The organism is Methylobacterium currus (assembly GCF_003058325.1).
Taxonomy (GTDB): domain Bacteria; phylum Pseudomonadota; class Alphaproteobacteria; order Rhizobiales; family Beijerinckiaceae; genus Methylobacterium; species Methylobacterium currus.
In genome coordinates this window covers 3,957,353-3,981,423 of record NZ_CP028843.1, presented here as the reverse complement: position 1 = coordinate 3,981,423, position 24,071 = coordinate 3,957,353, and the positions used below count along the sequence as shown (strand labels likewise).

20 protein-coding genes, 5 pseudogenes and 2 riboswitches are annotated in these 24,071 nt (G+C 65.2%); of the genes and pseudogenes, 18 read left to right on the top strand and 7 right to left on the bottom strand.

Annotated features, from left to right (window positions below):
* Positions 1–14 precede the first annotated feature (14 nt).
* Complete coding sequence (locus DA075_RS18580) at positions 15–476, top strand: SRPBCC family protein (protein WP_099954467.1); 462 nt, start codon at positions 15–17, stop codon at positions 474–476.
* Positions 477–599: 123 nt separating this feature from the next.
* On the opposite strand, the gene DA075_RS18575 is transcribed toward DA075_RS18580, so the two are convergent.
* On the bottom strand, positions 600–1,490 hold the full coding sequence (locus DA075_RS18575) for an NAD-dependent epimerase/dehydratase family protein (RefSeq protein WP_099956666.1): 891 nt from the start codon (positions 1,488–1,490) through the stop codon (positions 600–602).
* Positions 1,491–1,591: 101 nt separating this feature from the next.
* On the bottom strand, positions 1,592–2,500 hold the full coding sequence (locus DA075_RS18570) for a LysR family transcriptional regulator (RefSeq protein ID WP_099954466.1): 909 nt from the start codon (positions 2,498–2,500) through the stop codon (positions 1,592–1,594).
* A 907-nt stretch (positions 2,501–3,407) separates the two neighbouring features.
* On the opposite strand from DA075_RS18570, the gene DA075_RS18565 reads away from it, so the two are divergent.
* The 12 genes and pseudogenes from DA075_RS18565 to DA075_RS18510 all read left to right on the top strand — a co-directional run bounded on the left by DA075_RS18565 (position 3,408) and on the right by DA075_RS18510 (position 12,913).
* Complete coding sequence (locus DA075_RS18565) at positions 3,408–5,084, top strand: AAA family ATPase (RefSeq protein WP_099954465.1); 1,677 nt, start codon at positions 3,408–3,410, stop codon at positions 5,082–5,084.
* A gap of 11 nt (positions 5,085–5,095) precedes the next feature.
* On the top strand, positions 5,096–5,326 hold the full coding sequence (locus DA075_RS18560) for a hypothetical protein (RefSeq protein WP_099954464.1): 231 nt from the start codon (positions 5,096–5,098) through the stop codon (positions 5,324–5,326).
* Positions 5,313–5,900 (top strand): hypothetical protein, encoded by a 588-nt coding sequence (locus DA075_RS36660; protein WP_164712392.1) that lies wholly within the window; start codon positions 5,313–5,315, stop codon positions 5,898–5,900. The genes DA075_RS18560 and DA075_RS36660 overlap by 14 nt, the downstream gene beginning before the upstream one ends.
* Positions 5,878–6,294 (top strand): hypothetical protein, encoded by a 417-nt coding sequence (locus DA075_RS38785; RefSeq protein ID WP_459564363.1) that lies wholly within the window; start codon positions 5,878–5,880, stop codon positions 6,292–6,294. The genes DA075_RS36660 and DA075_RS38785 overlap by 23 nt, the downstream gene beginning before the upstream one ends.
* Complete coding sequence (locus tag DA075_RS18545; RefSeq protein WP_164712390.1) at positions 6,221–7,042, top strand: metallophosphoesterase family protein; 822 nt, start codon at positions 6,221–6,223, stop codon at positions 7,040–7,042. Before DA075_RS38785 ends, DA075_RS18545 begins: the two co-directional genes overlap by 74 nt.
* A gap of 2 nt (positions 7,043–7,044) precedes the next feature.
* On the top strand, positions 7,045–7,410 hold the full coding sequence (locus DA075_RS18540) for a hypothetical protein (RefSeq protein ID WP_099954461.1): 366 nt from the start codon (positions 7,045–7,047) through the stop codon (positions 7,408–7,410).
* A gap of 512 nt (positions 7,411–7,922) precedes the next feature.
* Positions 7,923–8,045, top strand: a complete 123-nt coding sequence (locus DA075_RS38175) for a hypothetical protein (RefSeq protein ID WP_268926701.1) — start codon at positions 7,923–7,925, stop codon at positions 8,043–8,045.
* 73 nt (positions 8,046–8,118) lie between these two features.
* A complete protein-coding gene (locus DA075_RS18535) occupies positions 8,119–8,499 on the top strand; it encodes a hypothetical protein (RefSeq protein ID WP_099954460.1) in 381 nt (126 codons plus the stop codon).
* A gap of 491 nt (positions 8,500–8,990) precedes the next feature.
* On the top strand, positions 8,991–9,950 hold the full coding sequence (locus DA075_RS36035) for a hypothetical protein (protein WP_123834348.1): 960 nt from the start codon (positions 8,991–8,993) through the stop codon (positions 9,948–9,950).
* A gap of 44 nt (positions 9,951–9,994) precedes the next feature.
* Positions 9,995–10,650: pseudogene (locus DA075_RS37575) on the top strand (IS66 family transposase); the annotation flags it as partial.
* 65 nt (positions 10,651–10,715) lie between these two features.
* Complete coding sequence (locus DA075_RS18515) at positions 10,716–11,732, top strand: TonB-dependent siderophore receptor (protein WP_244936189.1); 1,017 nt, start codon at positions 10,716–10,718, stop codon at positions 11,730–11,732.
* Positions 11,732–12,913: an acetyltransferase domain-containing protein gene (locus tag DA075_RS18510; protein WP_099954457.1), complete on the top strand. Its 1,182-nt coding sequence runs from the start codon at positions 11,732–11,734 to the stop codon at positions 12,911–12,913. Before DA075_RS18515 ends, DA075_RS18510 begins: the two co-directional genes overlap by 1 nt.
* A 122-nt stretch (positions 12,914–13,035) precedes the next feature.
* On the opposite strand, the gene DA075_RS18505 is transcribed toward DA075_RS18510, so the two are convergent.
* Positions 13,036–14,268 carry a TadE/TadG family type IV pilus assembly protein gene (locus DA075_RS18505; RefSeq protein ID WP_099954456.1) on the bottom strand — a complete coding sequence of 411 codons (1,233 nt, stop codon included), beginning with the start codon at positions 14,266–14,268 and terminating at the stop codon, positions 13,036–13,038.
* Between the two features lie 439 nt (positions 14,269–14,707).
* Positions 14,708–14,907: riboswitch (cobalamin riboswitch) on the top strand.
* A gap of 203 nt (positions 14,908–15,110) precedes the next feature.
* On the opposite strand from DA075_RS18505, the gene DA075_RS18500 reads away from it, so the two are divergent.
* From DA075_RS18500 to DA075_RS38780, 3 genes and pseudogenes are all read left to right on the top strand, one after another.
* A complete protein-coding gene (locus tag DA075_RS18500; RefSeq protein ID WP_413231128.1) occupies positions 15,111–17,144 on the top strand; it encodes a TonB-dependent receptor in 2,034 nt (677 codons plus the stop codon).
* Between the two features lie 45 nt (positions 17,145–17,189).
* Entirely contained in the window at positions 17,190–18,236 is a 1,047-nt protein-coding gene (locus DA075_RS18495; protein ID WP_099954455.1) for a HoxN/HupN/NixA family nickel/cobalt transporter, read from the top strand.
* Positions 18,237–18,363: 127 nt separating this feature from the next.
* Positions 18,364–18,561: riboswitch (cobalamin riboswitch) on the top strand.
* A 123-nt stretch (positions 18,562–18,684) separates the two neighbouring features.
* Positions 18,685–19,702 (top strand): annotated as a pseudogene (locus DA075_RS38780) (TonB-dependent receptor); the annotation flags it as partial.
* On the opposite strand, the pseudogene DA075_RS18485 reads toward DA075_RS38780, so the two are convergent.
* Positions 19,639–20,481: pseudogene (locus DA075_RS18485) on the bottom strand (branched-chain amino acid ABC transporter substrate-binding protein). The pseudogenes DA075_RS38780 and DA075_RS18485 sit on opposite strands and share 64 nt — an antisense overlap.
* A 116-nt stretch (positions 20,482–20,597) precedes the next feature.
* Positions 20,598–21,023: a reverse transcriptase N-terminal domain-containing protein gene (locus DA075_RS38170; protein ID WP_099954454.1), complete on the bottom strand. Its 426-nt coding sequence runs from the start codon at positions 21,021–21,023 to the stop codon at positions 20,598–20,600.
* A 7-nt stretch (positions 21,024–21,030) separates the two neighbouring features.
* On the opposite strand from DA075_RS38170, the pseudogene DA075_RS37570 reads away from it, so the two are divergent.
* Positions 21,031–21,530: pseudogene (locus tag DA075_RS37570) on the top strand (response regulator); the annotation flags it as partial.
* Between the two features lie 65 nt (positions 21,531–21,595).
* Here the strand turns inward: DA075_RS37570 and DA075_RS18470 are convergent.
* The gene (locus DA075_RS18470; protein WP_099954452.1) at positions 21,596–22,090 is read right to left on the bottom strand and encodes a Ros/MucR family transcriptional regulator; all 495 of its coding nucleotides are present in this window, start codon (positions 22,088–22,090) and stop codon (positions 21,596–21,598) included.
* Between the two features lie 508 nt (positions 22,091–22,598).
* Between DA075_RS18470 and DA075_RS18465 the strand changes: the two genes are divergently transcribed.
* The gene (locus tag DA075_RS18465; protein WP_174800100.1) at positions 22,599–22,862 is read left to right on the top strand and encodes a hypothetical protein; all 264 of its coding nucleotides are present in this window, start codon (positions 22,599–22,601) and stop codon (positions 22,860–22,862) included.
* Positions 22,863–23,503: 641 nt separating this feature from the next.
* Here DA075_RS18465 and DA075_RS18460 read toward each other — a convergent pair.
* Positions 23,504–24,040 (bottom strand): annotated as a pseudogene (locus DA075_RS18460) (IS66 family transposase); the annotation flags it as partial.
* Positions 24,041–24,071 lie beyond the last annotated feature (31 nt).

Here is a 24,071-nt window from a genome sequence, read left to right as displayed (position 1 = left end):
GAAGGACCATCGTCATGATCTATTCGACCGCAACCGTCCCGGTGAACCCCGAGGGCGAGGCTCCCCTAACCCGCGCGCAGGCCTGGGCGGGCCTCGTCCTCAAGGCCCGCGACGCCCGCCAGTTCCTGCCGCCGGGGCTCTGCACACGTTGCGAAGTGGTGGAGGAGAGCGCCACGCATATCGTGCGCGAGGCCACCATCGGGGGTGTCGACCTGCGCGAGATCATCGCATTCGAGGCCGGGGCCAAGGTGACCTTCTTCCAGGCCACCGGCCCGCGGGAAGGGGCCATCGTCAACGAGCTGTTCGAGGACGAGGAGGGCGCGCTGCAGCTTCGGTTCTACTGCTACCTCGGCCTGCGCGGGAAGGAACCGGGCGGTCGCGAGGAGCAGGCCGAGCAGGCGCAGTTCGACGGCGGCAAGGGCTACAAGGCTGCGCTGCTGTCGACGCTGAAGCGTACCCGCGAGCTGCTCGCCTAGAGCGCGCTTTAAGGGCGCCGAGGCGGGGCTGCCTCGACACCGGGAAGCTGGCCATCGGTCCGGGCGTCCGTGCATTGCTTCGTTCGGCTTGGCGGCATGAAGCGCGCTTCATGCCGGCCGGCCTCAGTCGGTTGCCGACCGGTAGGAACGGAGTTCATAGACGATGGAGCGGTGCGACGGACGCCAACCGAGTTCGCGCTCCGCCTTCTCCCCCGAGACGACCTGATCGCACGCTATGGCGTCGGCGAACGCCCAAAGCACCGAACGCGCGTACTCGAGCGCCCATGCTTCCACCCGCCCCCCGGCACCGGCCCCCTCGCTCGCCGCTCGCGCGATCTCGATGAGGGGCGTCGCCGCTCCGTGGACGCCGTTGAAGACCGAACCTGCCGGTGCCCGTTCGAGCGCGAGCGCGTAGAGGTCGGCGAGGTCGTCGGCGTGCACCGTCGTCCAGCGGTTCCGCCCGTCGCCGACGTAGCGCGCCACGCCGTGCTCCTCGGCCGCGCCAACCATCATCATCGCGGTGCCGCCCCGGTTGCCATAGACCCAACCCGGCCGGATCACGACCGGGTGAATCCCGTGGTCCGCCGCGCCAAGGATCTCCCGTTCGAGGGCTTCGCGGAAGCGGACGAGTTCGACCGCACTCAGCGGGCTGTCCTCGGTCGCGGGCGTGTCGCCGGTCGACCCATAGACCAAGCAGCCGCTCGTATAAACGAACCGCTTGGACGTTCCGCGGAGCCCGCCGATGATCGCGCGCACCGCCGTCTCATCGTAAGCCGCCGTGTTCAGGTCGCCCGGCGAGGCGGCATGGACGACGGCATCGACCCCGTGGACGGCGTCGGCGACGCTGGCCCCATCGGAGAGATCTCCGTGAACGACCGTGAAGCCCTCGCCTCCCAGCTTGGCCGCACTCCTCTCCGAGCGGGCGAGCCCGACGACTTCGTGGCCGCCCCGTTTCAGGCGTCGTGCCACGGCGCCCCCGATCAACCCCGTCGCCCCTGTCACCAAAACTCGCATGCCCGCCACCACCTTGACTTCGACATGGCCGTTTAAGCGGACCTGGGGACCGGATGGAAATCGTACGTTCTGATGTGACGGTATCGCTCGCGCCGATGGCTTCAGACCGCCGCGGCGACCTCGGCGACGACATCGCGCAGCCACGCGGTGGCCGGGTGCGCGTCAGCTCGCCGGTGCCACATCAACGCGAGCGGCCAATCGGGCAGTATGACCGGCGGCTCGTGCACGGTGATGCCGACCCCGACGTCGGCACACCGCCGGGCGACGCGGGCGGCGAGCGTTGCGACGAGGTCGCTCTCGGCGACGATGAAGGGCGCGACCAGGAATTGCGGCAGGCTCAGCACCACGCGGCGTTTGAGCCCCAACTCGGCGAGCTTGCGGTCGACCAGTCCCGCGCCGTCACCTTCGGGTGAGACCAGGAGGTGCGGCACGGCCACGAAGGCTTCGAGGTCGACGCCGTCCGCGAACGCGGGGTGCCCGCGCCGGGCGACGCAGGCGAAGCCTTCCCGGAGCAGCGGCTGCGTGAGGATGCGCGCCGATGCTTCGACCGGAACGCCGACGGCGAGGTTCGCCTCGCCGCTGTCGAGGAGTTCCACCGCCTCGCCCCGGCCGAACATCCCGCGCACGCGCAGGTCGATGCCCGGCGCCTCGTCGCCGAGGCGCGCCAGCAGCGGCGGCAACAGGACGAACGCGGCGTAGTCGCTCATCGCGAGCGTGAACGCACGCTCGGCGGTTGCGGGCTCGAAGCCGTCGGCCTGCAACGCGCCGCGCACGAGGCGCAGCGCATCCGCCACGGGGCCGGCGAGGTCGTCGGCGCGGGCCGTGGGCCGCATGCCTGACGGGGTCCGCACGAACAACTCGTCGCCCAGCAATTCCCGCAGGCGGGTGAGGGTGCCGCTCATGGCGGATTGGCTGAGACCGATGCGCAGCCCGGCACGCGTCACATGGCGCTCGGCGTAGAGGGCGTCGAACGCCTTCAGCAAGTTCAGGTCGAAGCTGCCTATATCCATACGCGTCCTTGGGTCGTCAGCTCGGCGGCCGCTTCCCCTGTTGGGGGTTCGAAAACGGATTGCCTCGAATCCATCCGTTCCACCCGTAGCTCACTGCCTCACCAGCCAGGCCGCAAGCGGAAGTTCCCGGTTTCTGTACAGGGGCGGGCGCACCCGCTTCATCAGGGGAGCGTGATGGTCGCGATCTTCCTGCTGCCCCAGTCGACGATGCTGCGCCTCTCGCGCGAGGCAGGCTGCAGCGTGACACTGGCTGAGGCCCTGGCGGCGCAGCTTTGACCGGGTACGAGGGCCGAACGCGCGCCCGACCAGGCACCTGTGATGCGCTGCCTGGCGGAACTGGTGATCCTGGTCGGCGTCACCGACTCGACCGTGGCCGAGCGCGTGCCCGCCGCCCGACGGTACCCAGACCCGGTCCACCTCGTTCCACCGGGACCTATCGCGGAACGCGTGGTGGCCACCGCTGATGGCGGCCGCCTGGCCATGGGCTTTCTTCTCGTACTCACCACGAACGGGGACGAGCCGAATATCGCCTCCGCGGGTCCGGGCACCATGCTGCTGACGTGGACCTGCATCACAACAACAAGAAAGGGCCGCTCAAAGACCGAGCGGCCCTCTCTCACTCTAAGTTGCCACGACGCGGAACTTTGGTGTTCGAACGCGGGACACTCGTTCGGCTATCACCTGATTCGGGGTGTCCTGGAGTTTCGGCAATCCGGCCAGGGAAAAGTTCACCAGACCGGAAGAGGCCGCTTGCAGGGGCGCCGGGGACCCGGCAACCTGAGCTCCTCCTTGAACGGGAAGCCCCCGCCATGATTGCCCTCTCGAAACGGAAGAAACCCGCCACCGCCGCCTGAGCCCCTCGCTCGGCGTGCTCACGCGCGTCCCGTTTTCAGAGAGCACTTCCCCGATGACGAACACCGGCTTCACGCAGGCGTCGCAGATCCGCGCCTTGCTCCTCGACCCGTCCCCGATCTGCGGCCCCCGCGAGCCCCGGTCGCCCCTCACGCTGCAGCAGCGTCAGTTCGGCGGCGAAGATCTCATGTGGGACGCCCGGTCCGACCAGCACGCCCGGCTGGATCCGCTCGTCAGGCGCGAGGACCTCCCGCGCGAGTGTCGGCTCGCCATTCAAGCGGCGCTCACGAAGCCGACCGCCGCGACCGCACTGCGGGCCGAGCGGGCGCTGCTCGTCGCCTGCGAGAAGAAGGGGGCGCCCGAGCATCTCGCCACTCCGCTCTACGACGCCGCGCAGATCATGCCCTACTACGCGGCCGCCTTCGGCAGCGCGGAAGCGGCCGCGCGGATCAGCGCCCGGTCGCTCGATGTCGCCTGGCTGCACCTGCGCGGCAATGACCTCGGCCGGGGCTGGCTCGCGCTGCGGGCGGCCCTGCTGTGGGCGAGCGACGCTCAGGAGGATCTCCGCGACGTCGAGTATACGCCCCGGCCTCTGTTCGACCGGCTGACCGCATTCGATTTGCAGGCGCTCTCGTTTGCCCGCGCATTCGCAGTCATCGCCAAGGCCGAGCGGATGATCGCCGACGAGGATGCCATCTTGCGCGGCGGCGCCGGGGCGCAGGGAGGAGCCACGCCCGAGGTCGACGACCTGCCTGGGTTGGAGGAGATGCCTTCGCTGGGCGAGTACCTCGCTGCGGCGAGCGAGCCTGCGCCTCAGGCTCCTCCGCCCACCCGGCCGGCTCTGTCGCGCGTCGTCATCACTTACGTGGATCACCTCCCAAAGCCGTCGAAGTACGCGGTCGAGCGCGGGGATAGCCCTCGGGCCCTGGCCGAGCCGTTCGCGGGAAAGGCGCTTCCACTCGCGCCGCCGCCGAACCCTGCCGCCTTTGCGGCAAGGCTGAACGCGGAGTTCCCGTGGGCGCAAGAGGTCAATGAGCTCTACGCCAACGCGCTCGTCGGCGCGACCTTCGCGGCCCTGCCGCCCCGCATCCTCGTCGGCGGCGCCGGTGGCGGCAAGACCTCGTGGGCCAGGGCGGCCTTCGAGGCGGCCGGGCTGACCTCGACGCTGTACTCCGGCGCCGGCGTCGCGGACGGCGGCACGTTCTCGGGGACGTCCAGGCAGTGGAGCACCTGGCGCTTGGGCGTGTCGCTCCAAGCTTTGCTCCGTGCTCAGGCCGCGAGCGTGGGGATCATCGTCGATGAAGTGGAGAAGGGGACGCATGACAGGCGGCACGGGCGCCTCGACGAGACGCTCCTTGCCTTCCTGGAACGGAGCTCAACGGCTCGCCGCATCTTCGATCCCGCCCTGGAGTGCGAAGTCGACCTCAGCGGAGTCTCCTACATCCTCACGGCGAACGACCTCGCGGGGCTGTCCCGGCCGCTCCTCGACCGGGCCCCGCCGATCCGGTGGCCAATGCCACGGGCCGAGGACCTGCCCATCGTCGCCGGCAGGATCCTCGCGGATCTCCGCCGGGAGCGCGGGCTCGCCGAGGCGTGGTTGCCGGACCTCGATGGCCAGGAGCTCGACCTCCTCTCCGACCGGTGGAAGGGGGGCAGCCTGCGGCCCCTGCGCCGGCTCGTCGAGGCAGTGATCTCGGGCCGCGAGGCCTTCGCCAGGTCGATGCCGAACTGAAGGGGGATGCCATGCACACCGACCTGCACATCATCGCGTCCAGGATCCAGACCGCGTGGGAAGCCCGCCGGATCTGCAGCCTCGTCGGCAGGGGCTGCCGCGCCAGGGTCGTGCGCCTCGGCCGTCTCGCCTCCGCCGGGCGGATCGAGCCCACCCTGGCCCTGCAGCTCGCCCGTGAAGTGGAAGCTCTGGCCTTTTGCTTCCTCCCTCTGCCTGCGGAGGACCAAGATGATCGTGGATGAGTTCTACAGGATTGGGGCAGACGCCATCCATGAGCATGACTTCAACAGGAGCTTTACTGTCACAAGCGTCGTTCCTTCTTGGAGCGGCCCCGTCGTGCAGTGGCGCCCTATCAAGGGCAAGCGGCTCGCGCCGGATCCCGAATTCGATCACCTCCGGCCGGCGGCCGTCCTCGATGCCCTCGCCCGGACGCTCGCGCACCGCTGGGCGAGCGGGCGGCCGCTGTGCCCCCTGGACTGGAAGCAGCGGCTGACGTCCGGAATGCCGCAGCTGTTCCCCTTCGAGCCCGAAGTCGGCAACGGCTGGATCTGGCTAATCGCATCGGCCGCGAACCACCTCTCCGCCGTGAACACCTGCAACGACATGCGGACACATGATCTGAAGGACAAGTACGGCACTTTGAGGTGGGATATTGCCTCTGTGGAATTTCATCAAGAAGTGGAGGAATACACGAGTTGCGTTGATAGATTGTCAGGATATATCTGCGAGGATTGCGGCGCTCCAGGAGCGATACAGTCTCTCAGGGGGTGGGATCGGTGCGTGTGCAGTCGACATGCCGTCCCCTCGATCCGTTGAGATCTACCGGAACCGGGTGCGGCGCTGCTGGTCGGTGCGGGTCGGCGGGCGGGTCGTGGGGCACGTCCAGGAGATCACGCTGGCCGGCGTGACGCTCAGGGCGTCGGAGGCGGGGCGGCTGCGCTGCCTCCGGACCGGGGCCCGCGACGTCCATGCGTGGGCCAGCGGCGAGGTGGCGGAGGGGGCCCGGCCGCCGGGCGCGGTGCGGCTCCGGTACCAGCTGGATGAGCCCGGGTTCCGGGCGGGAGGGAGGGTCGTCACCGCCGCGGCGGCGGTCTGGTTCGAGGCGGATGGGTTGGCGTGGATCGAGGGAGGCGGCTGTGAAGATCTGGATTTTCAGCGACCTGCACACGGACGCGACGCCCTGGACGCCGCCCGAGGGGCTGGCATGTGACCTGGCGATCTGTGCCGGCGACGTCGCCGATGGCCTGACGAAGCGATCCATCCCATGGCTGCGAGAGCACGTCGTCCCGAGGGCGCGGGAGGTCGTCTACGTCCCGGGCAATCATGACTTCTGGCGGACCCGATACCCGGATGAGATCGCGGCCGCGCGCGAAGCCTCGATCATCGCAGGTATTCGCATGCTCGACTGCGGACAATCCTTTAATTTTGAGGGAACTAAGATCATCGGGGCGACCTTGTGGACTGACTACCGGATAACGGGTCACCTGGCCATGGCGCGTTCTATTGCTGGAGATCGCCAGGCCGGGATGCGAGATCACAGGCTGATCCAGACAAGGGATGCCCGCGGGGTCCCGGCGCCGTTCCGGCCGGCCGCGGCTGAGGAGCTCCACCGGCAGCACCGCGCAAGGGTCGAGCGCGCCCTGGCCGAGCCATGGGACGGGACCCGGGTCGTCGTCTCGCATCACGCGCCTCACGCTAGGTCGCTCCTCCATGGCGAGGTCAGGGAGATGATCGATGCGGCGTATGGCTCAGATCTGAGCTCGATCCTGGAAAGGCCGCACGCGCCGGATCTCTGGGTCCACGGGCATATCCACGCCTCGCGCGACTACCAGATCGGCCGGACGCGGGTCATCGCGAACCCCCGCGGGCACGACACGTCGCACCGCAAGCGCGACGGAACGTGGGTCTCCGAGCTGGAGAACCCATCCTTCGATCCAGCTCTCATCCTGGAGATCTGAAGATGCGCCATCTCATCCTTGCGGCCGCCCTCCTCGCCGGGGCGGCCGTCCCCGTCGAGGCCGCCTTCACGACCAAGCTCTCCGACAACCAAGGCCGGACGGCGAGCCTGCGGTGGGAGCCCGGGCCAGGGGGCGTGCGGTGGAGCCTGGCGTGCCTTGACGGGAGTGACCCGCGGCGGCCGGTCGAGCTCTTCACGTACCGGGGCGTCGCGCCGGTCGAGGACGGCTTCGTCGAGGGGCGGTTCGCGGATCCGGCGCTGCCCGGCAGGTTCGTCCTCGCGACGAGGGGCCTCTCGCCCTACTTCCAGATCTGGCTTGAGGGCTGCCCGGCGAACGGCCGGGCCGTCCTGATCCGCCGGGTGCCCTAGGCGGCCGGGGGCTCCTGCTGCGCGAGGACCCACTCGATCCGGGCGACCTGGCGCTGCGCCGCGAGCTCGGCCTGCCCCCTTGAGCCGTACATCGCCTGCCCCCAGGGTGGCGATCGCCTCGGCTCCGGAGGATGGCAGCTTGGGACCCTCGTTGTAATTGCTCATGAATTACGCCTGATGCAACCGAACACGGCTTCGGTATCGTTTCGATGCAGGGCGGGCCCGGCGTTGATCCGGCCCCGCGGGGGAGGCTCAGATCCCGTCGAGCCAGGGCTCGCTGTCATCCCCGGCCCCGGCACGGCCCTGGGCGGCGGCTCACACGATGAAGCCCGGCGGAGGGCCTTGAGCCCGAGGGGCGTCATAAGAGCCTGATGGCGCCGCTGGATCGAGCCGTCCGAGCGCGGGATGGGGCCACGGGGTCCCGGCCTGGATGGGCATCACGAACCCCGGGAAATCATCCGGGCCAAGAAGGACTTCGCGCAGACCGCCAGCTCATCGGGCCGGTGGCGCCGGTGGCCGTCGCCGAGGCGGCCAGCGAGCGTGCCAACGGCGTCGTGCGTCAGACTGTGATGTCGATCCCGGGCCGCATCTTCCGCGGAATGGCGGGCTTCTCCGACTACAAGGTCCGCCGGTAGTACGAGCCGGCGACCCGCACCTGCAGGGCTGCCCTGGGGGAGGCGCAGAAGGCCGAGGCCAAGTTCATCCGCGATGCATCATAGGGACGTCTTTGACGACAACGACCTCGACGTCCTGAAGGACCTCACCGCGCCCGGCATCGAGGTCCTGTTCGACGGGATAAAGCGGGCGACGCAGGCGCTCGTCCCGAACGAGCCGGCGCCGATCGCCGACTGGATCGAGGGCAACCTAGTCAACCCGAACGGGCCCTGGCCGCGACCGGTCGAGCTCGACGTCGTCCAGCGCGCCGTCGCCTCCGCCTTCCAGGGGGAAGGGGCTTGGCGCATCAACTGGCTCAAGCCGCCCCACGCCGGGTCGAGCACGCTGCTCGCCCTCATCCACATCTACTTCGGCGCGCACGAGGGCCACGACACCATCTTCTACGAGCGGTCGGACGGCGACGCCCAGAAGTAGCACGATGACCGCCTCTACCCGATCCTGACGTCCTCGACCGCCCTCGTCGGAGTCTTGCTGTGGATCAACACCCAATCGTTACCCCAGGCTGGATCAGGGGCAAGCCCTTGAAGCTAAATTGGAAATACTAATTCAAGTGGGGTCCCGATCGGCGCCGATCGCGACACCACTTGGAGCCAGTTATTTAATGCACCATCAATGTTTTGGGTAAAAATCATTGTAGGGGTTCGCTTCGTGCTGATACACAAACAAGCGATTCATGCTGCAAAAATTAACTACCGAAACAATTTACGTCAAAATATAGCTAATTGTGTTACGCAATATCCGGAATTACATCACATGATTGCTTGAAGTTGTACGATTTTAGCGGTGCTTCAATGACCGTAACATGGTTGGATTGGTTCGCATGGACACGATGCGAACTGCAACGTAAAATTTACCGGACTGCTAATTTGCGGCTCCCCAACGATCTGAAGACACCGGAGGGTGCCATGCGCGTCCTCACATCCCGATGCGCTATGAAGGCAGTAGAAGCACAGCGCACCGGCGAAATTTTACCTGAAGTGGAACGCTTCCTCTCGGTGCTGTGCTCTTATTTTGTAGTTGATAACAGCGATACAAATGCAATATCAACTCGTAATTTGAGATTGGAACGTCATTTAGTACCGCATCTAGTGAAATTGGCGCTAGAAGAACCCGAGATCGCTGAATGGTTAGAGCTTTGTCGCGAATTTCCAATTCTATATATCGATTTTCCGATGAATTCCTGGATGATTTCACAATCTGTGCAGGTGGGAGCGATATTCGTAGATAACGGGGTTGCTGAAATGCACGATCTCGCGGTTGGATTTGGCGATCTACGTCATCCCACCATCTCGGTTGTGCTGGCACCAAAGGACACGAGGTGCAAGCGCCGCCTCGTTTGGGAAATGGGAACGGAGAATGTTCACGATGAGTTGTTGGGCGGCGCTTTAGATGATCTTGCCGGTCAAATACCATCAACTCGAGATTTGATCGCGGCAAGCGGCTTGGCATTGTCTGATTTTTGCCGCTTGATGGAGAAAATGGTCGGAGCAGTACTTTTCCAAGAAAATTCACTTCAGGCAGCAGCAGCACCAGCAATGTGGGCCAACCAACTGCCGTCTGATCGTGTACGGCGTGCCGCGTGCTTACGAGAGGGCGCCAATCGCAATAATAGTGATGAGGTTCGCTCTCTGTTTAGGATCGTAAGAATTGGCCTTGTGCCAGATACCGCACGGAGAGGCCTCCCGAAGGCCGCGACTATTTCTCAGCATAGTCCGCTGCTCTGCCCGGTTTGGGTGCGTGGACATTGGCGCAATCAACGACATGGGTCAGGCCTATCCGAGACTCGCCGAATTTGGATCGATCCTCATCATAAAGGCCCAAGAGACGGACTCGCGAGGCAGCTAATGAACCTGATTGAGTCTTGATTTCAAAGTGTATCGCCAAGACGAGATCTGCGCGCGACGGCGTTGTGCTGGCAACCTCGACGCGCTCGGGCTGGCTTAGCGCAATTGCAGCCACGCTGCAGCCGCTGACGGAGCTTCTACGCCGGGAAGTGATCGGCGGCTGCGACGTCCTGCACGGCGATGACACGTCGATCCTAGTGCTGGCCCTGGCACGGGCAAGGCGAGCACCGGACAGCTGTGGACCTATGTGCGAAACGAACGCCCCCACGACGGCGTTCGTCCGCCAGCAGCTATGTTCTTTGCCTCGCCCGACCGTCGGGGCGAGCGCCCGCTCGCCCACCTAGCGGCCTTCTGCGGCGTGTTGGTGGCCGACGGCTATGCCGGCTTCAACGGGCTGTACGAGGCTACCCGTGCCGGCGGCGCCCTGACCGAGGCGAGATGCTGGGCGCATGTGCGCCGCAAGATCATCGACGTGCACGCCGCGACGGGCTCGGTCCTCGCAGTGGAGGCGCTGGAGCGGATCGGGGCGCTCTCCGGGGTCTAGTGCGACATGCACGGCAAGCCGCCCGATGCGCGCACTCGCGAGCGACAAACCCGCTCGAAGCCGCTGGCCGAGGCGCTGAAGGCGTTTGCCGAGACGAGCCTGGCCCAGGTCCCGAGCCAGTCCGACCTGGCCAAGGCGTTGCGCTACATGCTGGCGCGCTGGCCGGCGCTCATGCGCGCCTTCGATGACGGGCGTCTCGCCCTCGACAACAACGCGGCCGAGCGGGCGCTGCACTGCGCTGCGTGGCGGTCGGGCGCAAGAACTACCTGTTCGCGGGATCCGAGCCGGGCACCGAGAACCTGCTGCGCTCGACCCCGCGGCTGGACCCGTTCGCTCTCGACCTGTTCAACCCGGTGTACGGCCAGCCCAAGCCGCCCTTCACGCGCCGCTACAGCGCCAGCGAGAACGTCGGCAATACCGCCGTCTACGCGCAGGACCAGATCGCCCTGAGCCCGGAGTGGAAGCTCCTGCTCGGCAACCGCACCGACTTCTACAACCAGACCTTCCGCGACAAGGTCGGCGGGGAACGCACAGAGCAGGACCGCACCGGCTTCTCGCCGCGCGCCGGGTTCGTCAACCAGCCACTCTCCTTCCTCTCGCTCTACGGCAACGTGGCTGCCTCCTTCCGTCCGAACACCGGCTTCGACAGCGCGACGAGGCCCTTCGCCCCGGAGACGGGCTTCGGCTACGAAGTCGGAGCCAAGCTCGACCTCTTCACGGGCTTGAGCGTGACGGCCGCGGCCTTCCACATCGAGAAGGAGAACGTCCTCACCACCGATCCCGAGGATTTCTTCTTCCAGATCGCGGCCGGTGCCGTTCGCAGCCAGGGCTTCGATCTGAGCTTCGTCGGGCAGGTGACGCCCGAGTTCCGAGTGATCGGCGGCTACGCTTTCATCGACGCGGCGGTGACGCGCGACGAGGTCCTGCGGGTCGGCTCGCCACTCCTCAACATCCCGCGCCACTCGGGCAGCCTGCTCGGCGTGTATGAGGTCCAGGGCGGCGACTGGAAGGGCTTCGGGATCGGTGGCGGCGTCCGGGCCGTGGGCTCGCGCCTCGGCGACAGCGGCAACGAGCGGTTCCGGCTGCCGGGCTACGTGCTTGCCGACGCCCTCGTCTACTACCGGTACGAGAACCTGCGCTTTGGGCTGAACGTCGACAATATCTTCGACGCAACCTACTACGAGCGCTCCTACAACTCGTTCTGGGTCGGCGTCGGCGAGCCTCGGCGCGTGACCGTCAGCATGACGGCCCGCTTCTGATGGGCGTGCATCGAGTGACGCTTCCAGCGTCGACAGGTGCACCGCTCACGTCTGAACGCATCGGCTCCGTCGATGCGCTCCGCGGGCTGGTGATGGTGCTGATGCTCCTCGATCACCTGCGCGAGACGTGGTTCCTGCACGTGCCCGTCGCTGATCCGATTGACGCCAGGACTGCCCTGCCAGCCCTGTATCTGGCCCGCCTCGCGGTCAGCCTGTGCGCGCCCGTCTTCGTCGCGCTGACGGGCGTGGCCGCATTCCTCTTCAGCACCCGGCACACGCGGGCGGCGACACGCGCCTATCTGGTGAAGCGCGGTCTCGTGCTGATGGCCCTGGAAATCCTCTACCTCTCCGAACTGTACTGGGGCGTGGCCAGTCCGACCCTCTGGCTTCAGGTGATCTGGTGCATCGGCGTGTGCATGATCGTCCTCGCGACGCTGATCGGCCTGCCGCGCTCGGCCCTCCTCGCGATCGGGCTCCTGATCGCCTACGGTCACAACCTTCTCGACCCGATCCAACTCCAGCCCGATCAGCCCTTGTTCCCCGTCTGGGCCATGCTGCACCACCGCGACACAATCGCGCTGCCGTTCGGACTGGTCGCGAAGACGACCTATCCGGTGCTTGCATGGATCGGCGTCATCGCGCTCGGCTACGCGATCGGCCCGTGGTTCCTGCCCGGGGTCGAGGTCCGCACGCGCGAGCGGCGTCTTGTGGGGCTCGGCTGCATGATGCTGATCGCCTTCGGGTTGCTGCGCCTCGCGAACAGCTACGGCGAGAAGCCCTGGTTCGTTGTCGACGGCAGCGCCCTGCGGACGGCGATGAGCTTCTTCGCGCTGACGAAGTACCCGCCCTCGCTGCTGTTCCTGTTGCTGACGCTTGGGATCGGTGCGCTGCTCCTCGTCGCCCTGGAGCGGGCGCGCGCTGCTCCAGCCGTCACGGCGTTGGCGGTGTTCGGCGGTGCCCCGATGTTCTTCTACCTGCTCAACCTGACGGTGCTGCGGGCGCTGTATCACGCCGCCCACGCGATTTGGGGCTCGACGCAGAGCTTGCTATCCGGTGTAGCGAACTACGCCTGGGTGTTATTGTGGTATGTTGGGCTGATCGTGCCCCTCTACCTGCCGACAGCGTGGTTCTCGTGCTTCAAGGCGTCACGGCGCGAAATCGCTTGGCTGAAGTACCTCTAGGGCCGAACCCAGCAGCTTGACCGTGCGAAGGGTGACCTCCGATCCCATCCAGACCACGGTGGTAGCGTCTCGGATGTCCGCTTGGATCAGAAAGTGATCCCTTACTACCGGACACAAAGATCTTATTCCGCCAGCCGTGTGCCGGCCGTCTTGGTGCTTGGCCCGACGCCTTGAGGGACCGGCACTGATGCGCCCGCGTAGTTGCTGTTGATGTAGAGCGTGGCCTTGTCCGTGACCTGTAACTTCTTGGCGATGACCACCGTCCACGGCGATTGATCGGATACCTTGTTGCCGTTGCCGCCAATCAAAAGTGTTGCGTTCGGAAGATAAACCGTACCGTACATTTTACGGATGTTCTTCGCGGTGAGTTCAATCGTTCCTGAAAAGCTACGATCGGTCATCAATGCAAATCCGGCAAAAATCCCTCCCTTGCGCCCTTCCAGAGACAGACCGGCATTGCCGTTGAGATTGATCGACGCGAAATCTTTTAGAAACACCACAGCATCGGTTCCGACGATCTGTGCGTTGCCGCTCATCGTCAACGATCCGCCCGTAAAGTAATGCTCCCCGGCCGACAGCGTAATGGTTTCATTGCCGGACAACTCGATGTCGCCACAGTGAAGCCCTGGGTTCAGATAGGTTGTGCTGGTGATACTCGTCGTATCGCACCCGGTCGGGAACGCGATGTTCAACGCGGCAAAAGGGTCCGGCATGACGCGTGTGCCGGTGAGGGGGTTGGGACTGATCGCGCCGAACGCACCGCCTGCGGCACGCGCATCACCCGCAGTCACCAATGCGCCCCCCGTTGCAGCGAGGTCGCTGTTGCTCTGCACGAGGCATCCGGCCGCGTTCAAGGCTCCGCTGCTATCGAGACCGACAACCGTGCCGCCGCTGCTCTGGATGCCTAGCACGCATAAGGGACCGCTGGCGTAGCGGATGGCTTTGGCCGTGACGTGCAGGTTCCAGCCGCCGGGGGGAAGGAGGCTGCGGAAGAACGACGGACGATTTGCGCCTTGACTGACCGTCATCGCAGAAGCTTTGAGATCCAACACTGCGGACGAGGTGACAGCCCAGCGCAAGCGCATGGGGTCGGCCAAGTTGTCTGCAAACACTCTGGTCCGCTCGGTGGTAGCGGTAGAGAGATCAACGCCCAACTCGGCCGCGCCTTTCAGGGCGGCTGTGTCCACGATGGTTTGTAGCTTTGTACGAGTGAAGAAGACCTCGGCCACCTCCACGGCTCCAAGTGTGGCCATTGCAAGGACCGGCAGCGCCGTAGCGAGGATGATGATGACCGCGCCGCTCTGGTCTCGCTGAAATGCCCGCGCCCGGGCAAGCGCACACGTTCCCGCGGCCACGTTCAATTTCGTTAACACTTGTTTACGCCAGCTCGCACCGGACAAGATATCGTCCGCCGTATGATACTCTCTCCAACTAGGGGTAGCGCAACGTAAGTAAAAATATCATAAATTATGCGCTGAACGCTCATAATCAATTTCAGCCTTAAGTTGCAACTTCATTGCAGGAAAGTGCCGTAGGTAATTATTACTTCTTCATAAATATCTAACTATTTTTGGCTTGCGACCTCCGCGGTCCACAATGCGGATGTGCGTTTCGCAGTGAGAAAACGAGCGTTTTCCACCACCATCTGCGTTTCGCGCGGTCAAGTCGAAAGAGTTTTGACCATAATGTGGATTGTGTGAGCGGATCTGTCGGGCGCTGGCCCGTCGCCAGCGCCCCGGCACGAAGGCCGCAGGACTCCTGCCTCCGATCTCGTTGACTCGACTCAGGACCCTGAAATACCAATGGCTCGACGGTTCCCTTCGGGGATCAAAAGGGAACGCGGTGAGGTGCTGCAAGCACCGAGACCGTGGCTGCCCCCGCAACTGTAAGCGGTGAGCCTTCCGCCACCATGTCACTGGGCAGCCTCGCTCGGGAAGACGGTGAGAGGGCAGCGACCCGCGAGCCAGGAGACCTGCCGTCAGTCGTGGTCACGCGCGAAGCGCGTCGGGCGGGGTGTCCTGGCGGGTGTCGGCACGGGTCTTCGGGATCCGGGCGGCCTTGTTCGCGGTGACGTGCCACTGCCGTTACCCAGGTCTCGACCGTGTCCCCTTCCCGCCTGTCGCTCGCTTCAACGTTCTTCACCTGCGTCGCCACTTTCGTGGCTCCTCCTGCCGACGCCCAGGAGGCTGCGGGCGAGATCCGCCTCGACGAGATCGAGGTCGCGGCCCCTACGCCCGTGCCGTCCGGCGCCGCGTCCGCCAGCGCCGGCTATGTCGGCGGTGTCACGGGCATCGGTGGCGCCCTCATGACCGTCAATTCCGCCAGCGCCGGGATCATCTCGGGCGCGCAGCTCAACAGCCGCCCGGTCACCCGCCCGGGCGAAGTGCTGGAGGAGGTGCCGGGCCTGATCGTCACCCAGCATTCCGGCGAGGGCAAAGCCAACCAGTTCTTCCTCCGCGGCTTCAACCTCGACCACGGCACCGACATCGCCATCCACGTCGACGGCATGCCGGTTAACATGCGCACGCACGCCCACGGCCAGGGCTACGCCGACCTCAACTTCCTCATTCCGGAACTCGTTGGGGCGGTCGAGTTCCACAAGGGCCCGTACTTCGTCCGCGACGGCGACTTTGCCTCGGCAGGGTCGGTGCGGATCGACTACCTCGACAAGCTCGACCGCAACATCGCGCTGACCACGCTGGGCAGCTTCGGCTTCAAGCGCGGGCTCTCCGCCGCCTCCGTGCCGCTCGGTACGGGCAACCTCCTGGTGGCGGGCGAGGCGCAGACCTATGACGGGCCGTGGGTCGTGCCCGATGCCCTGCGCAAGCTCAACGGCGTCGCCCGCTACAGCCAGGGCACCGCGACCGACGGGTTCGCAGTCACCGGCATGGCCTACTGGTCTAAGTGGAACGCCACAAACCAGATCCCCGAGCGGGCGGTGGCGGAGGGCATCATCGGCCGCTACGGCACGCTGGATCCCACCGACGGCGGCGATACCGGGCGCTTCTCGCTCTCCGGGCGCTGGAGCCAGTCGGGCGCGGGCGGCATCACCCGGGCCTCGGCCTACGTGATCCGCTACCAGATGAACCTCTGGAACAACTTCACCTACTTCCTCAACGACCCCGTCAACGGTGACCAGTTCCGCCAGCGTGATGCCCGGGTGCTCGGCGGCGGTGAGATCTCCAGGGTCTTCCAAGGCGACCTGTTCGGGTTGCCGATGGAGAACGAGATCGGCGTCCAGACCCGCACCGACGACATCCGGGTCGGCCTGTTCAACACCACCGCCCGGCAGTACCGCTCGACGGTGCTCGACGACCGAGTGCTGGAAGCGAGCGCCGCCTTCTACTACGAGAACCGGGTGCGCTGGACCGACTGGTTGCGCACCAGCGTCGGCTTCCGGGCCGACGGGTACTACGCCGATGTCCGCTCCGACACCGCGGCAAATTCGGGCCGGGCTCGCGACGGCATCGTCAACCCGAAGCTCGGGGTGGTGTTCGGGCCGTGGGCGGATACGGAGATTTACCTGAACTACGGCGGTGGTTTCCACTCGAACGACGCCCGCGGCGTCACCGCGACGGTCGATCCGGCAAGCCCGCTGTTCAACATCAGCCGCTCGCCCTTCCTGGTCCCCTCGACCGGCTACGAGGTTGGGATCCGCAACCGCTCCATCGCCGGACTGGAGACGAGCCTCGCCCTGTTCCGGCTCGATTTCGCATCCGAGAACCTTTTCCAGGGCGACACCGGCACCACCGAGCCGAGCCGGCCGACCCGCCGTTTCGGCATCGAGTGGAGCAACCACTACGCGCTCACCCCTTGGCTGCGGTTGGAGGGCGACCTGACGATCACCAACGCGCGCTTCTCCGACCGCGACCCCGTCGGCCAGCGCGTGCCGGAGGCACCGACCACCATCGCCTCGGCGGGCGTCACCTTCGGCAAGGGCCAGGGTTGGTTCGGTAGCTTGCGCTTCCGGTACTTCGGTCCCCGGCCCCTGATCGAGGACAACTCGGTGCGCTCGAAGCCGACCGCCCTGCTCAACGGCCGGATCGGCTACGCCTTCGACAACGGCGTGAGCCTCGCCCTCGATGTGCTCAACCTGACGAACGCCCGGGCCGACCAGATCACCTACTACTACGAGTCCCGTCTGCCCGGAGAAGCGGCCGCCGTTGCCGACCGACACTTCCACCCGGTCGAGCCGACCGCCGTACGCCTGACCCTGGCGGGGCGGTTCTGACGGGCATTCCTGGCTGAGACGAGCCCTACCATCTGGAGCGGACCCTTGCTGCCCAACCCCTTCGACGATCAGCCTGCCCGTCTCAGGGTCAAGGTCGGGCTCGTCTACGCCGTCCTGATCGCCGCCAACATCGCGGCCTGGGCAGCGGCCTTCGCGACCTTCGCTCATCAGCCCGTCCTGCTCTCGACCGCTTTCCTCGCCTACAGCTTCGGACTGCGCCACGCCTTCGACGCAGACCACATCGCGGCCATCGACAACGTGGTGCGCAAGCTCATGCAGGAGGGTCGGAAGCCCCACTCGGTCGGCTTCTTCTTCTCTCTCGGCCACTCCACCATCGTCATCCTGGCCTCGGGCCTGATCGCCGTGACGGCCGCGGCGATGAAGGACAGCTTCGACCAGTTCCACGACCTCGGCGGCGTGATCGGTACCGCGGTCTCGGCGACGTTCCTGCTCGTCGTCGGCATCGCCAACCTGTTCATCCTGCGAGGCGTCTGGGCTGCGTTCTCCCGGGTGCGGCGAGGCGGCAAGATCGTAGACGAAGACCTGAACACCCTCCTGTCCGGACGGGGGCTGCTGGCGCGCCTGTTCCGCCGGGTCTTCGGGGTGGTCTCGCGCTCATGGCACATGTACCCGATCGGCTTCCTCTTCGGGTTGGGCTTCGACACCGCGACCGAGGTCGCCCTGCTCGGGATCTCGGCGACGCAGGCCACGCAGGGCCTGTCGTTCTGGGCGATCCTGATCTTCCCGGCGCTGTTCACCGCGGGCATGACGCTCCTGGACACGACCGACAGCGTGCTGATGACCGGCGCCTACGGTTGGGCGCTGGCGAACCCGGTTCGCAAGCTCTGGTACAACCTGACTATCACGGCGGCCTCCGCGACGGTCGCGCTGTTCATCGGCGGCCTGGAGGCCCTCGGCCTGATCGGCGACAAGCTCGGGCTCACAGGCGGACTGTGGCAAGCGGTGAGCACGCTCAACGACAATTTGGGCGAGGCCGGCTTCGCCGTCGTCGGCATCTTCGTCGTGGCGTGGATCGCCTCGGTCATCATCTACCGCGCCAAGGGGTACGACCGGCTCGAACCCGCTCGGTGAGGGCGCTGTTGCGAGACGGCGCCCCTCTCGACTGTCGGGCCACGCTCTCCGCGTGGAACAGCCGTGTACTGGCCTCGCGAATATTTCGAAGCGTTGCAGCGAAGCGATTGACCGTGCGTCTCCGCGTCGCTTAGCTGGCCGTGACGGCGCCCCTTGGGGATCAAAAGGGAACGCGGTGAGGGTGATGAACCCGATGCCGTGGCTGCCCCCGCAACTGTAAGCGGCGAGCCTTCCGCCACCATGTCACTGGGCAGCCTCGCCCGGGAAGACGGTGAGAGGGCAGCGACCCGCGAGCCAGGAGACCTGCCGTCAGTCGTGGTCACACGCGAAACGCGCTGGGCGGGGTGTCCTGGCGGGTGTCGAAGGTCCGCCAATCCTGCGTGGAGGCGGTGACCCGAGGCCTCGTTCGCGGTGACGTGCCACTGCCGTTGCCCGAGGCTTATCTCCCGTGCCCCATTCCCTTCACCGCGCTCGCCTGAGCGCGCTGGCGCTCTCCTGCGCCGGTCAGGCACTGCTTGCGGCGCCAGCAGCACACGCCCAGCAGGTCGCCGCCCCATTTGCGGACGCGTCACGAGGCGGGGAGGCTGTCATCCCGCTCGCCGAGATCTCGGTGTCGGCCACCGGCGTGCCCACGCCGGTCACACAGACCGGGTCGAGCGTCACCGTACTCACCTCCGACCTGCTTCAGGCCCAGTAGGTTCGCACCGCGCCAGACGCTCTCCGGCAAGTGGCGGGCCTCAACGTCGTCCAGACCGGCGGCGCAGGCGGCCAAACCTCGGTGTTCATCCGCGGTACCAACTCCAACCACGTCAAGGTCCTGATCGACGGCATCGACGTCAACGACCCCTCAACGCCAAACCGCTCCTTCGATTTCAGCCAGCTTCAGACCGAGGATCTCTCCCGACTGCAGGTGCGGCGCGGCCTCCAGAGGGGCCTCTACGGGGCCGACGCCATCGGCGGCGTCATCTCGCTCGTGACAAAGCGCGGCGAGGGCCCAGCCCGGGCAACTGCCTTCGTCGAGGGCGGCTCCTACGGCACCGGTAACCAGGGCGGCCGCATCTCCGGCTCCGAGGGCATCTTCGATTATTCGTTCTCCGTGCAGCACCTGCGCCAAGCCGCGCTGCCGGTGACACCGTTCGAGCTCCTGCCGGTCGGCGTGCCGCTGCGCACCGCCTTCAGACATCAAGACGGTTTCGACCAAGCTCGGCGCGCAGCTCACCGATACCTTTCGCCTGAACTACGTGCTGCGCTTCTCCGACAGCGCCTATCTCGACCAAGCCGATGGCGGCTTTCCCTACCGGCTGACGCCCTACCGCAACCTCAACGACCAGCAGCAGTTGCTGATACGCGGTGAGGCCGAGTGGACGCCGCTGCCGGGTTTCCACAACGTGTTCGGGGCCAATTACGCGAAGTTTGACCGCCTGTTCGCCGGACCGCTCGACCCGCTCGCGCCACCGACGCCCTCGCCAGCCGGCCCGGCGATCGAGGCGAACTCGCTCGCATACATTGCGTCGCCGCCGATCATCGGAGTGTTAATCGCTTGATCGCGCATCTGACGCAGGATCAGACCGCCCTCGGTGTAGACGCCGCCGAAGTAGACTACGTCGGCGCCGAGGCTCTTGATCTTCGAGGCGAGCGCCGAATAGTCCTTCTCGCCGACGTTGATGCCCTCGAACGCGACCTCGCGCAGGCCGCCCTTATTGATCGCCTTCTTCACCTCATCGGCAAGGCCCCGCCCGTACGGCGTCTTATCGTGGACGATGAAGACCTTCTTGCCAGTGAAGTTCTTCACGAGGTAGTTGCCCGCGACCGTGCCCTGTTGGTCGTCGCGCCGTCAGATGCGGAACGTGTTCCAGAGACCGCGGTCCGTGAACTCGGGGTTGGTCGAGGCCGGCGTGACCTGGAGCGCGACTGACTCGGCGTAGACTTCAGAGGCTGGGATTGAGGCGCCTGAGTTCTGGTGGCCGATCACGAACTTGATGCGGTCGGTCATCAAGCGGTTGGCAACGGAGACAGCCTGCTTCGGATCACCCGCGTCGTCCTCGAACTGCACGGCGATCTTCTCGCCGAGGATGCCGCCCGCCGCGTTGAGGTCATCTACAGCTTGTTGCACACCATTGCGGTTCTGAACGCCGACGGCGGCGCTACCGCCGGTGAGCGGCCCTGCCCAGCCGAGCTTGAACTCGGCGTGCGCCGGCTGCGCCAACGCCGCCACGGCGACCGCCGCGAAGATCCATGACCTCATCATTCGCCCTCTCCCTCTTCAAACGGCGTTAGGCCAGCGGCAGCCGGTGGCGCACGATGGTGACGTGGAAGTCCGCCCCGTAAGGCAGCGCGGCATCGTTGAAGTCGTAAGTCGGGTTAGCCCCTCTGGCCGAGGCCGTGATCGGCCAACCTCATCCGGCTCTCGGGCGTCCTGCACACCACGCCGTCGATGCCGGGCGTTTCACGGCCCGCGTTCTGCTGGGTCACCCGGCGGACCGCGAGCCGTTTTGCGGATGTGGAGCGAACCAGGAGCTTCTGCAGGTTCTTGACCTGCCGAGCCTTCCCGGCTGCCGCGGCACGGAAGATGCGGCCCTGCAATCGCTTCACGGCGTCCTCCGTCGCGGCCCAATCGATCTCGGGCCAAGTCGTCTGTCCGCGTTCACCGGTCAGTTCGGCTGTAACCGTCCAACGTCCCCGGAAAGTCCAAGCGATCCAAAGCGTCTCGACCGTTGAGACCCTGGCGGAAGTCAGCACCCTTGCGGGTCGGGTATCTCCTCGTCGCCGAGGCCCTGTCCGCCCCATAACAGGGCAGTCGGGTGGGCAGGTGCGCATCTACTCCGAAGTCAGACGAGGCACGATGGTGTGCATCTACATGCCCCGGCATCTCGGCGAGGATGTCGACGATCAGGAGATGGTGCCTCCCCTTCCAGAATGCCCCGAGGGCGGCCAGACCGTTCTCATCGTCGATGACGAGCCTAGGTCCGCATGCTGGTGTCGGAGGTCCTGAGCGAGCTTGGCTATCATGCGCTCGAGGACCAGGACGATCCCTCGGCCCTCAAGCTTGTTCAGTCGAAAGTCCGCATCGACCTGCTGGTCACTGGTGTCGGCCTGCCGGGCGGGATGGACATGCGGCAGATCGCTGACGCCGCCCGTGAGCTGCGAGCCGGCATGAAGGTGCTGTTCATTATCCGGTACGCCGAGAACGCCGCCATCAACCGCGGCCATCTCGACCCCGGCATGGCCGTGATGACCAAGCCGTTCGCCGTCGCTGCGCTCGCCAACCGGATCAAGGAGCTGATCTCGGAGTAAGTCTCAACGGAGATGAGCTGAGCGTCAAAAGCCCGCTGACGTTTAGCGGGCTGTCTCAACCGCTTTCAGGCAGCTTTCGTCCGCTTGCCTGCCCCAATTTTCCCCGGCACTGGCGCACTGTCAGTCTCAGCGTCGGAGGCGTCGGAGGGTTCCGGCTTGCGACCTAGACCGTTCTGCCTGGCGAGAGCCGAGCGCGTTTCGGAGTAGCTCACAGAAACCATGGGATAGTCGTGCGGTAGGCCGTAGCGTTCGCGGTACGATTGGGGATTGAGACCATGCCCGGCAATATGGCGCTTGAGCGTCTTGTAGATCTTGCCATCGATAAAGCTCGTTAGCCCGTCACGCGTGATCGATTTTCTGATCTGGGCAGGTGTGGCCTTGTCAGGACCCTGCTCCGGCTTCGCTTCAGGCAGGCCGATATTGCCGAGGGCGGCATGCACGGACTCGATCAGGGCCGTCAGATTGCCGGAGTGAACGTGATTGTTCGCCACGTAGGCCGAAACAATAGCGACTGTGCGATCGATCTGCCGCGTGCCTGACAGGGCGTTCTGACCGGTCATGGATACTCCCTAGAAAAATTAGCTATCAGTCACGGTTTCGTGATGGCTGACGGCGGCCGCTTTGGCAATTGGGAGACGTAAATTCTCCGACCCCGATTGTGGCGCGGAGAGCCGTCGAAATCACCGCGGCTTCCCGTCGCGTTATGAAAGTCGAGAGAAACATATAACGGGCCTGGATCTCCTGGAGGACGGTAATGATGCAATGATTTTGACAATGTCGAGCGATGGTTCAGGATTGGCAGTCGCTCTGTATTGATATAATAATTTTTGTTTACCCTCCAAGATTGTCGTGACTGCAATCTAATCGTCTTCAGTGGAACGGCTTCAGCCGGTTGGGCCCGATGTAATAATCAAGCTAGATGTTCCGACGTTCGCACCCTCATTTGCGAGAGCCGGCTTTCGCCGGCAGTCCACTCCTGGCTATCTTCCGAATCAGATTGGAATTGTTAAAAATTACAGCGAAGTGGGCATAGTTGTTCGACCAAGTATCCTGTGCTAAAGGGCGCGCATGGCCCGCCGCGTAACCTATGACATCCTCGATGCTCCGGACGGACGTTTCACCGTCATCGCGACAATCGAGCCGGACAAGAGATTTTTTCGAACCGAACTCGCGACTCATGCAGAGGCCCAGGAATGGGTCGAAGGCTTGCGCGACATCATGGCGTCCCTGGGCGCGCCCGTGAGCCTTGCCTTGCCTGAGCAGCCTGGTCCGCTCCCGGTGAGCGCGATCCTCTCCTACCTGCGTAAAACAGAGTCGGAGACGGACCCGTAGACCCCCGGAAAGCAATCGTGCGTCAGGCCTGCCACAGCCGGGCCCCCGGGCATGACAATCGTCACGAAATTGTCTGCGCACGGCCGGCATCCCGAGGCAAAGAAGATCACGAAAACGACCTTGCACCAGTCACAAGGAAGGCTTGAAATCCAGCCCGTCTGTTCCAGCCATCGCGGGCGCAGTGGTAGGCTTCGCCGTCGGCGACGACATCTCCAATAGAGGTGCTGCCGCGATCTGAGGCCTCCACTCTTAAGCGGGGGTTGTTCTCCCAACCGCCTTCGTCCCCGTCATTTGTCAGCGGGAATGCCTTGCCCAGCGCATCGGGCAGGGAAAGATCGTCTCGAAGGATGCGACCTTGACCATACGGTCGACCGGCATGGCCTGGCCGCGCGTGGTCACTGTGTAGTCTGAACTGATCTTCTGAAATATCTAGACAGATTTCATATCCGTATTCTTCACATTCTTAAATAAATAGAGACATCAAATTCGTTACCCACAGATCGATGCAGCGCCGCTGCGGCCTGTATAAGTTTCTTCGACATGATTTTGCGTTCCTGCAACTGGTGGCGTAATTACCCATGGGGTATTTTTCGACACGCGGGTTCGTCTGCTCCTCCTATCTGGGCTGGCGGTGGGGGTGATCAGGCAGTGATGGTGGCGAGGAGGGTAGCGAAGGGCGTCGCCTTGGTCCTGAGGGCGGCGGTGGCGACGACGGTGCGCACGTCCGCCTCGCCCCTTGTCGCCCACATCGCACGGTAGCCGTTCGTCACCTTGCGCTGGATCACCGCCGGCCGCAGGTCGCGCTCGCAGGCGTTGTTGGTCACGTCCACCTGCCCTGGGAAGGCTACGAAGGTCAGGAGCTGGTCGCGTGCCCGGCGCATCCGGGCTTGGAGCGCCTGTGCCAGATCGCACGTCGCGGGGGCCTTCAGGATAGCGTCGAGATCCTGCTCCAGTTCGCGCCGCTTGCGCGCCAGGGTCGAGGCGGCCAACTCGGTCAGCCCCCGGGCGAGCCCGAAGGCCTCGTCGAGCCACCACTGGAGCTGCATGGCAATCAGATCGTCGCCGGCTTCCACCGCGTAAGCCACGTCGCGAGCGAGATGCGCCAGGCAGGTCTGCTGGCGTTCGCAATGACCCTGCTGAGCCGAGTAGCGGTCGGAGATCCAAACCGCCGGCCTATGTCGGAACGCGGTTTGGCTGATTCGTTATCGG

What these genes read in the sequence shown, in the direction of transcription:
- DA075_RS18580 (WP_099954467.1), top strand. Translation starts at nt 15, where the DNA reads ATGATCTATTCGACCGCAACCGTCCCGGTGAACCCCGAGGGCGAGGCT.
- DA075_RS18575 (WP_099956666.1), bottom strand. Translation starts at nt 1,490, where the DNA reads ATGCGAGTTTTGGTGACAGGGGCGACGGGGTTGATCGGGGGCGCCGTG.
- DA075_RS18570 (WP_099954466.1), bottom strand. Translation starts at nt 2,500, where the DNA reads ATGGATATAGGCAGCTTCGACCTGAACTTGCTGAAGGCGTTCGACGCC.
- DA075_RS18565 (WP_099954465.1), top strand. Translation starts at nt 3,408, where the DNA reads ATGACGAACACCGGCTTCACGCAGGCGTCGCAGATCCGCGCCTTGCTC.
- DA075_RS18560 (WP_099954464.1), top strand. Translation starts at nt 5,096, where the DNA reads ATGCACACCGACCTGCACATCATCGCGTCCAGGATCCAGACCGCGTGG.
- DA075_RS36660 (WP_164712392.1), top strand. Translation starts at nt 5,313, where the DNA reads ATGATCGTGGATGAGTTCTACAGGATTGGGGCAGACGCCATCCATGAG.
- DA075_RS38785 (WP_459564363.1), top strand. Translation starts at nt 5,878, where the DNA reads ATGCCGTCCCCTCGATCCGTTGAGATCTACCGGAACCGGGTGCGGCGC.
- DA075_RS18540 (WP_099954461.1), top strand. Translation starts at nt 7,045, where the DNA reads ATGCGCCATCTCATCCTTGCGGCCGCCCTCCTCGCCGGGGCGGCCGTC.
- DA075_RS18535 (WP_099954460.1), top strand. Translation starts at nt 8,119, where the DNA reads ATGCATCATAGGGACGTCTTTGACGACAACGACCTCGACGTCCTGAAG.
- DA075_RS36035 (WP_123834348.1), top strand. Translation starts at nt 8,991, where the DNA reads ATGCGCGTCCTCACATCCCGATGCGCTATGAAGGCAGTAGAAGCACAG.
- DA075_RS18510 (WP_099954457.1), top strand. Translation starts at nt 11,732, where the DNA reads ATGGGCGTGCATCGAGTGACGCTTCCAGCGTCGACAGGTGCACCGCTC.
- DA075_RS38170 (WP_099954454.1), bottom strand. Translation starts at nt 21,023, where the DNA reads ATGGGGCGGACAGGGCCTCGGCGACGAGGAGATACCCGACCCGCAAGG.
- DA075_RS18470 (WP_099954452.1), bottom strand. Translation starts at nt 22,090, where the DNA reads ATGACCGGTCAGAACGCCCTGTCAGGCACGCGGCAGATCGATCGCACA.
- DA075_RS18465 (WP_174800100.1), top strand. Translation starts at nt 22,599, where the DNA reads ATGGCCCGCCGCGTAACCTATGACATCCTCGATGCTCCGGACGGACGT.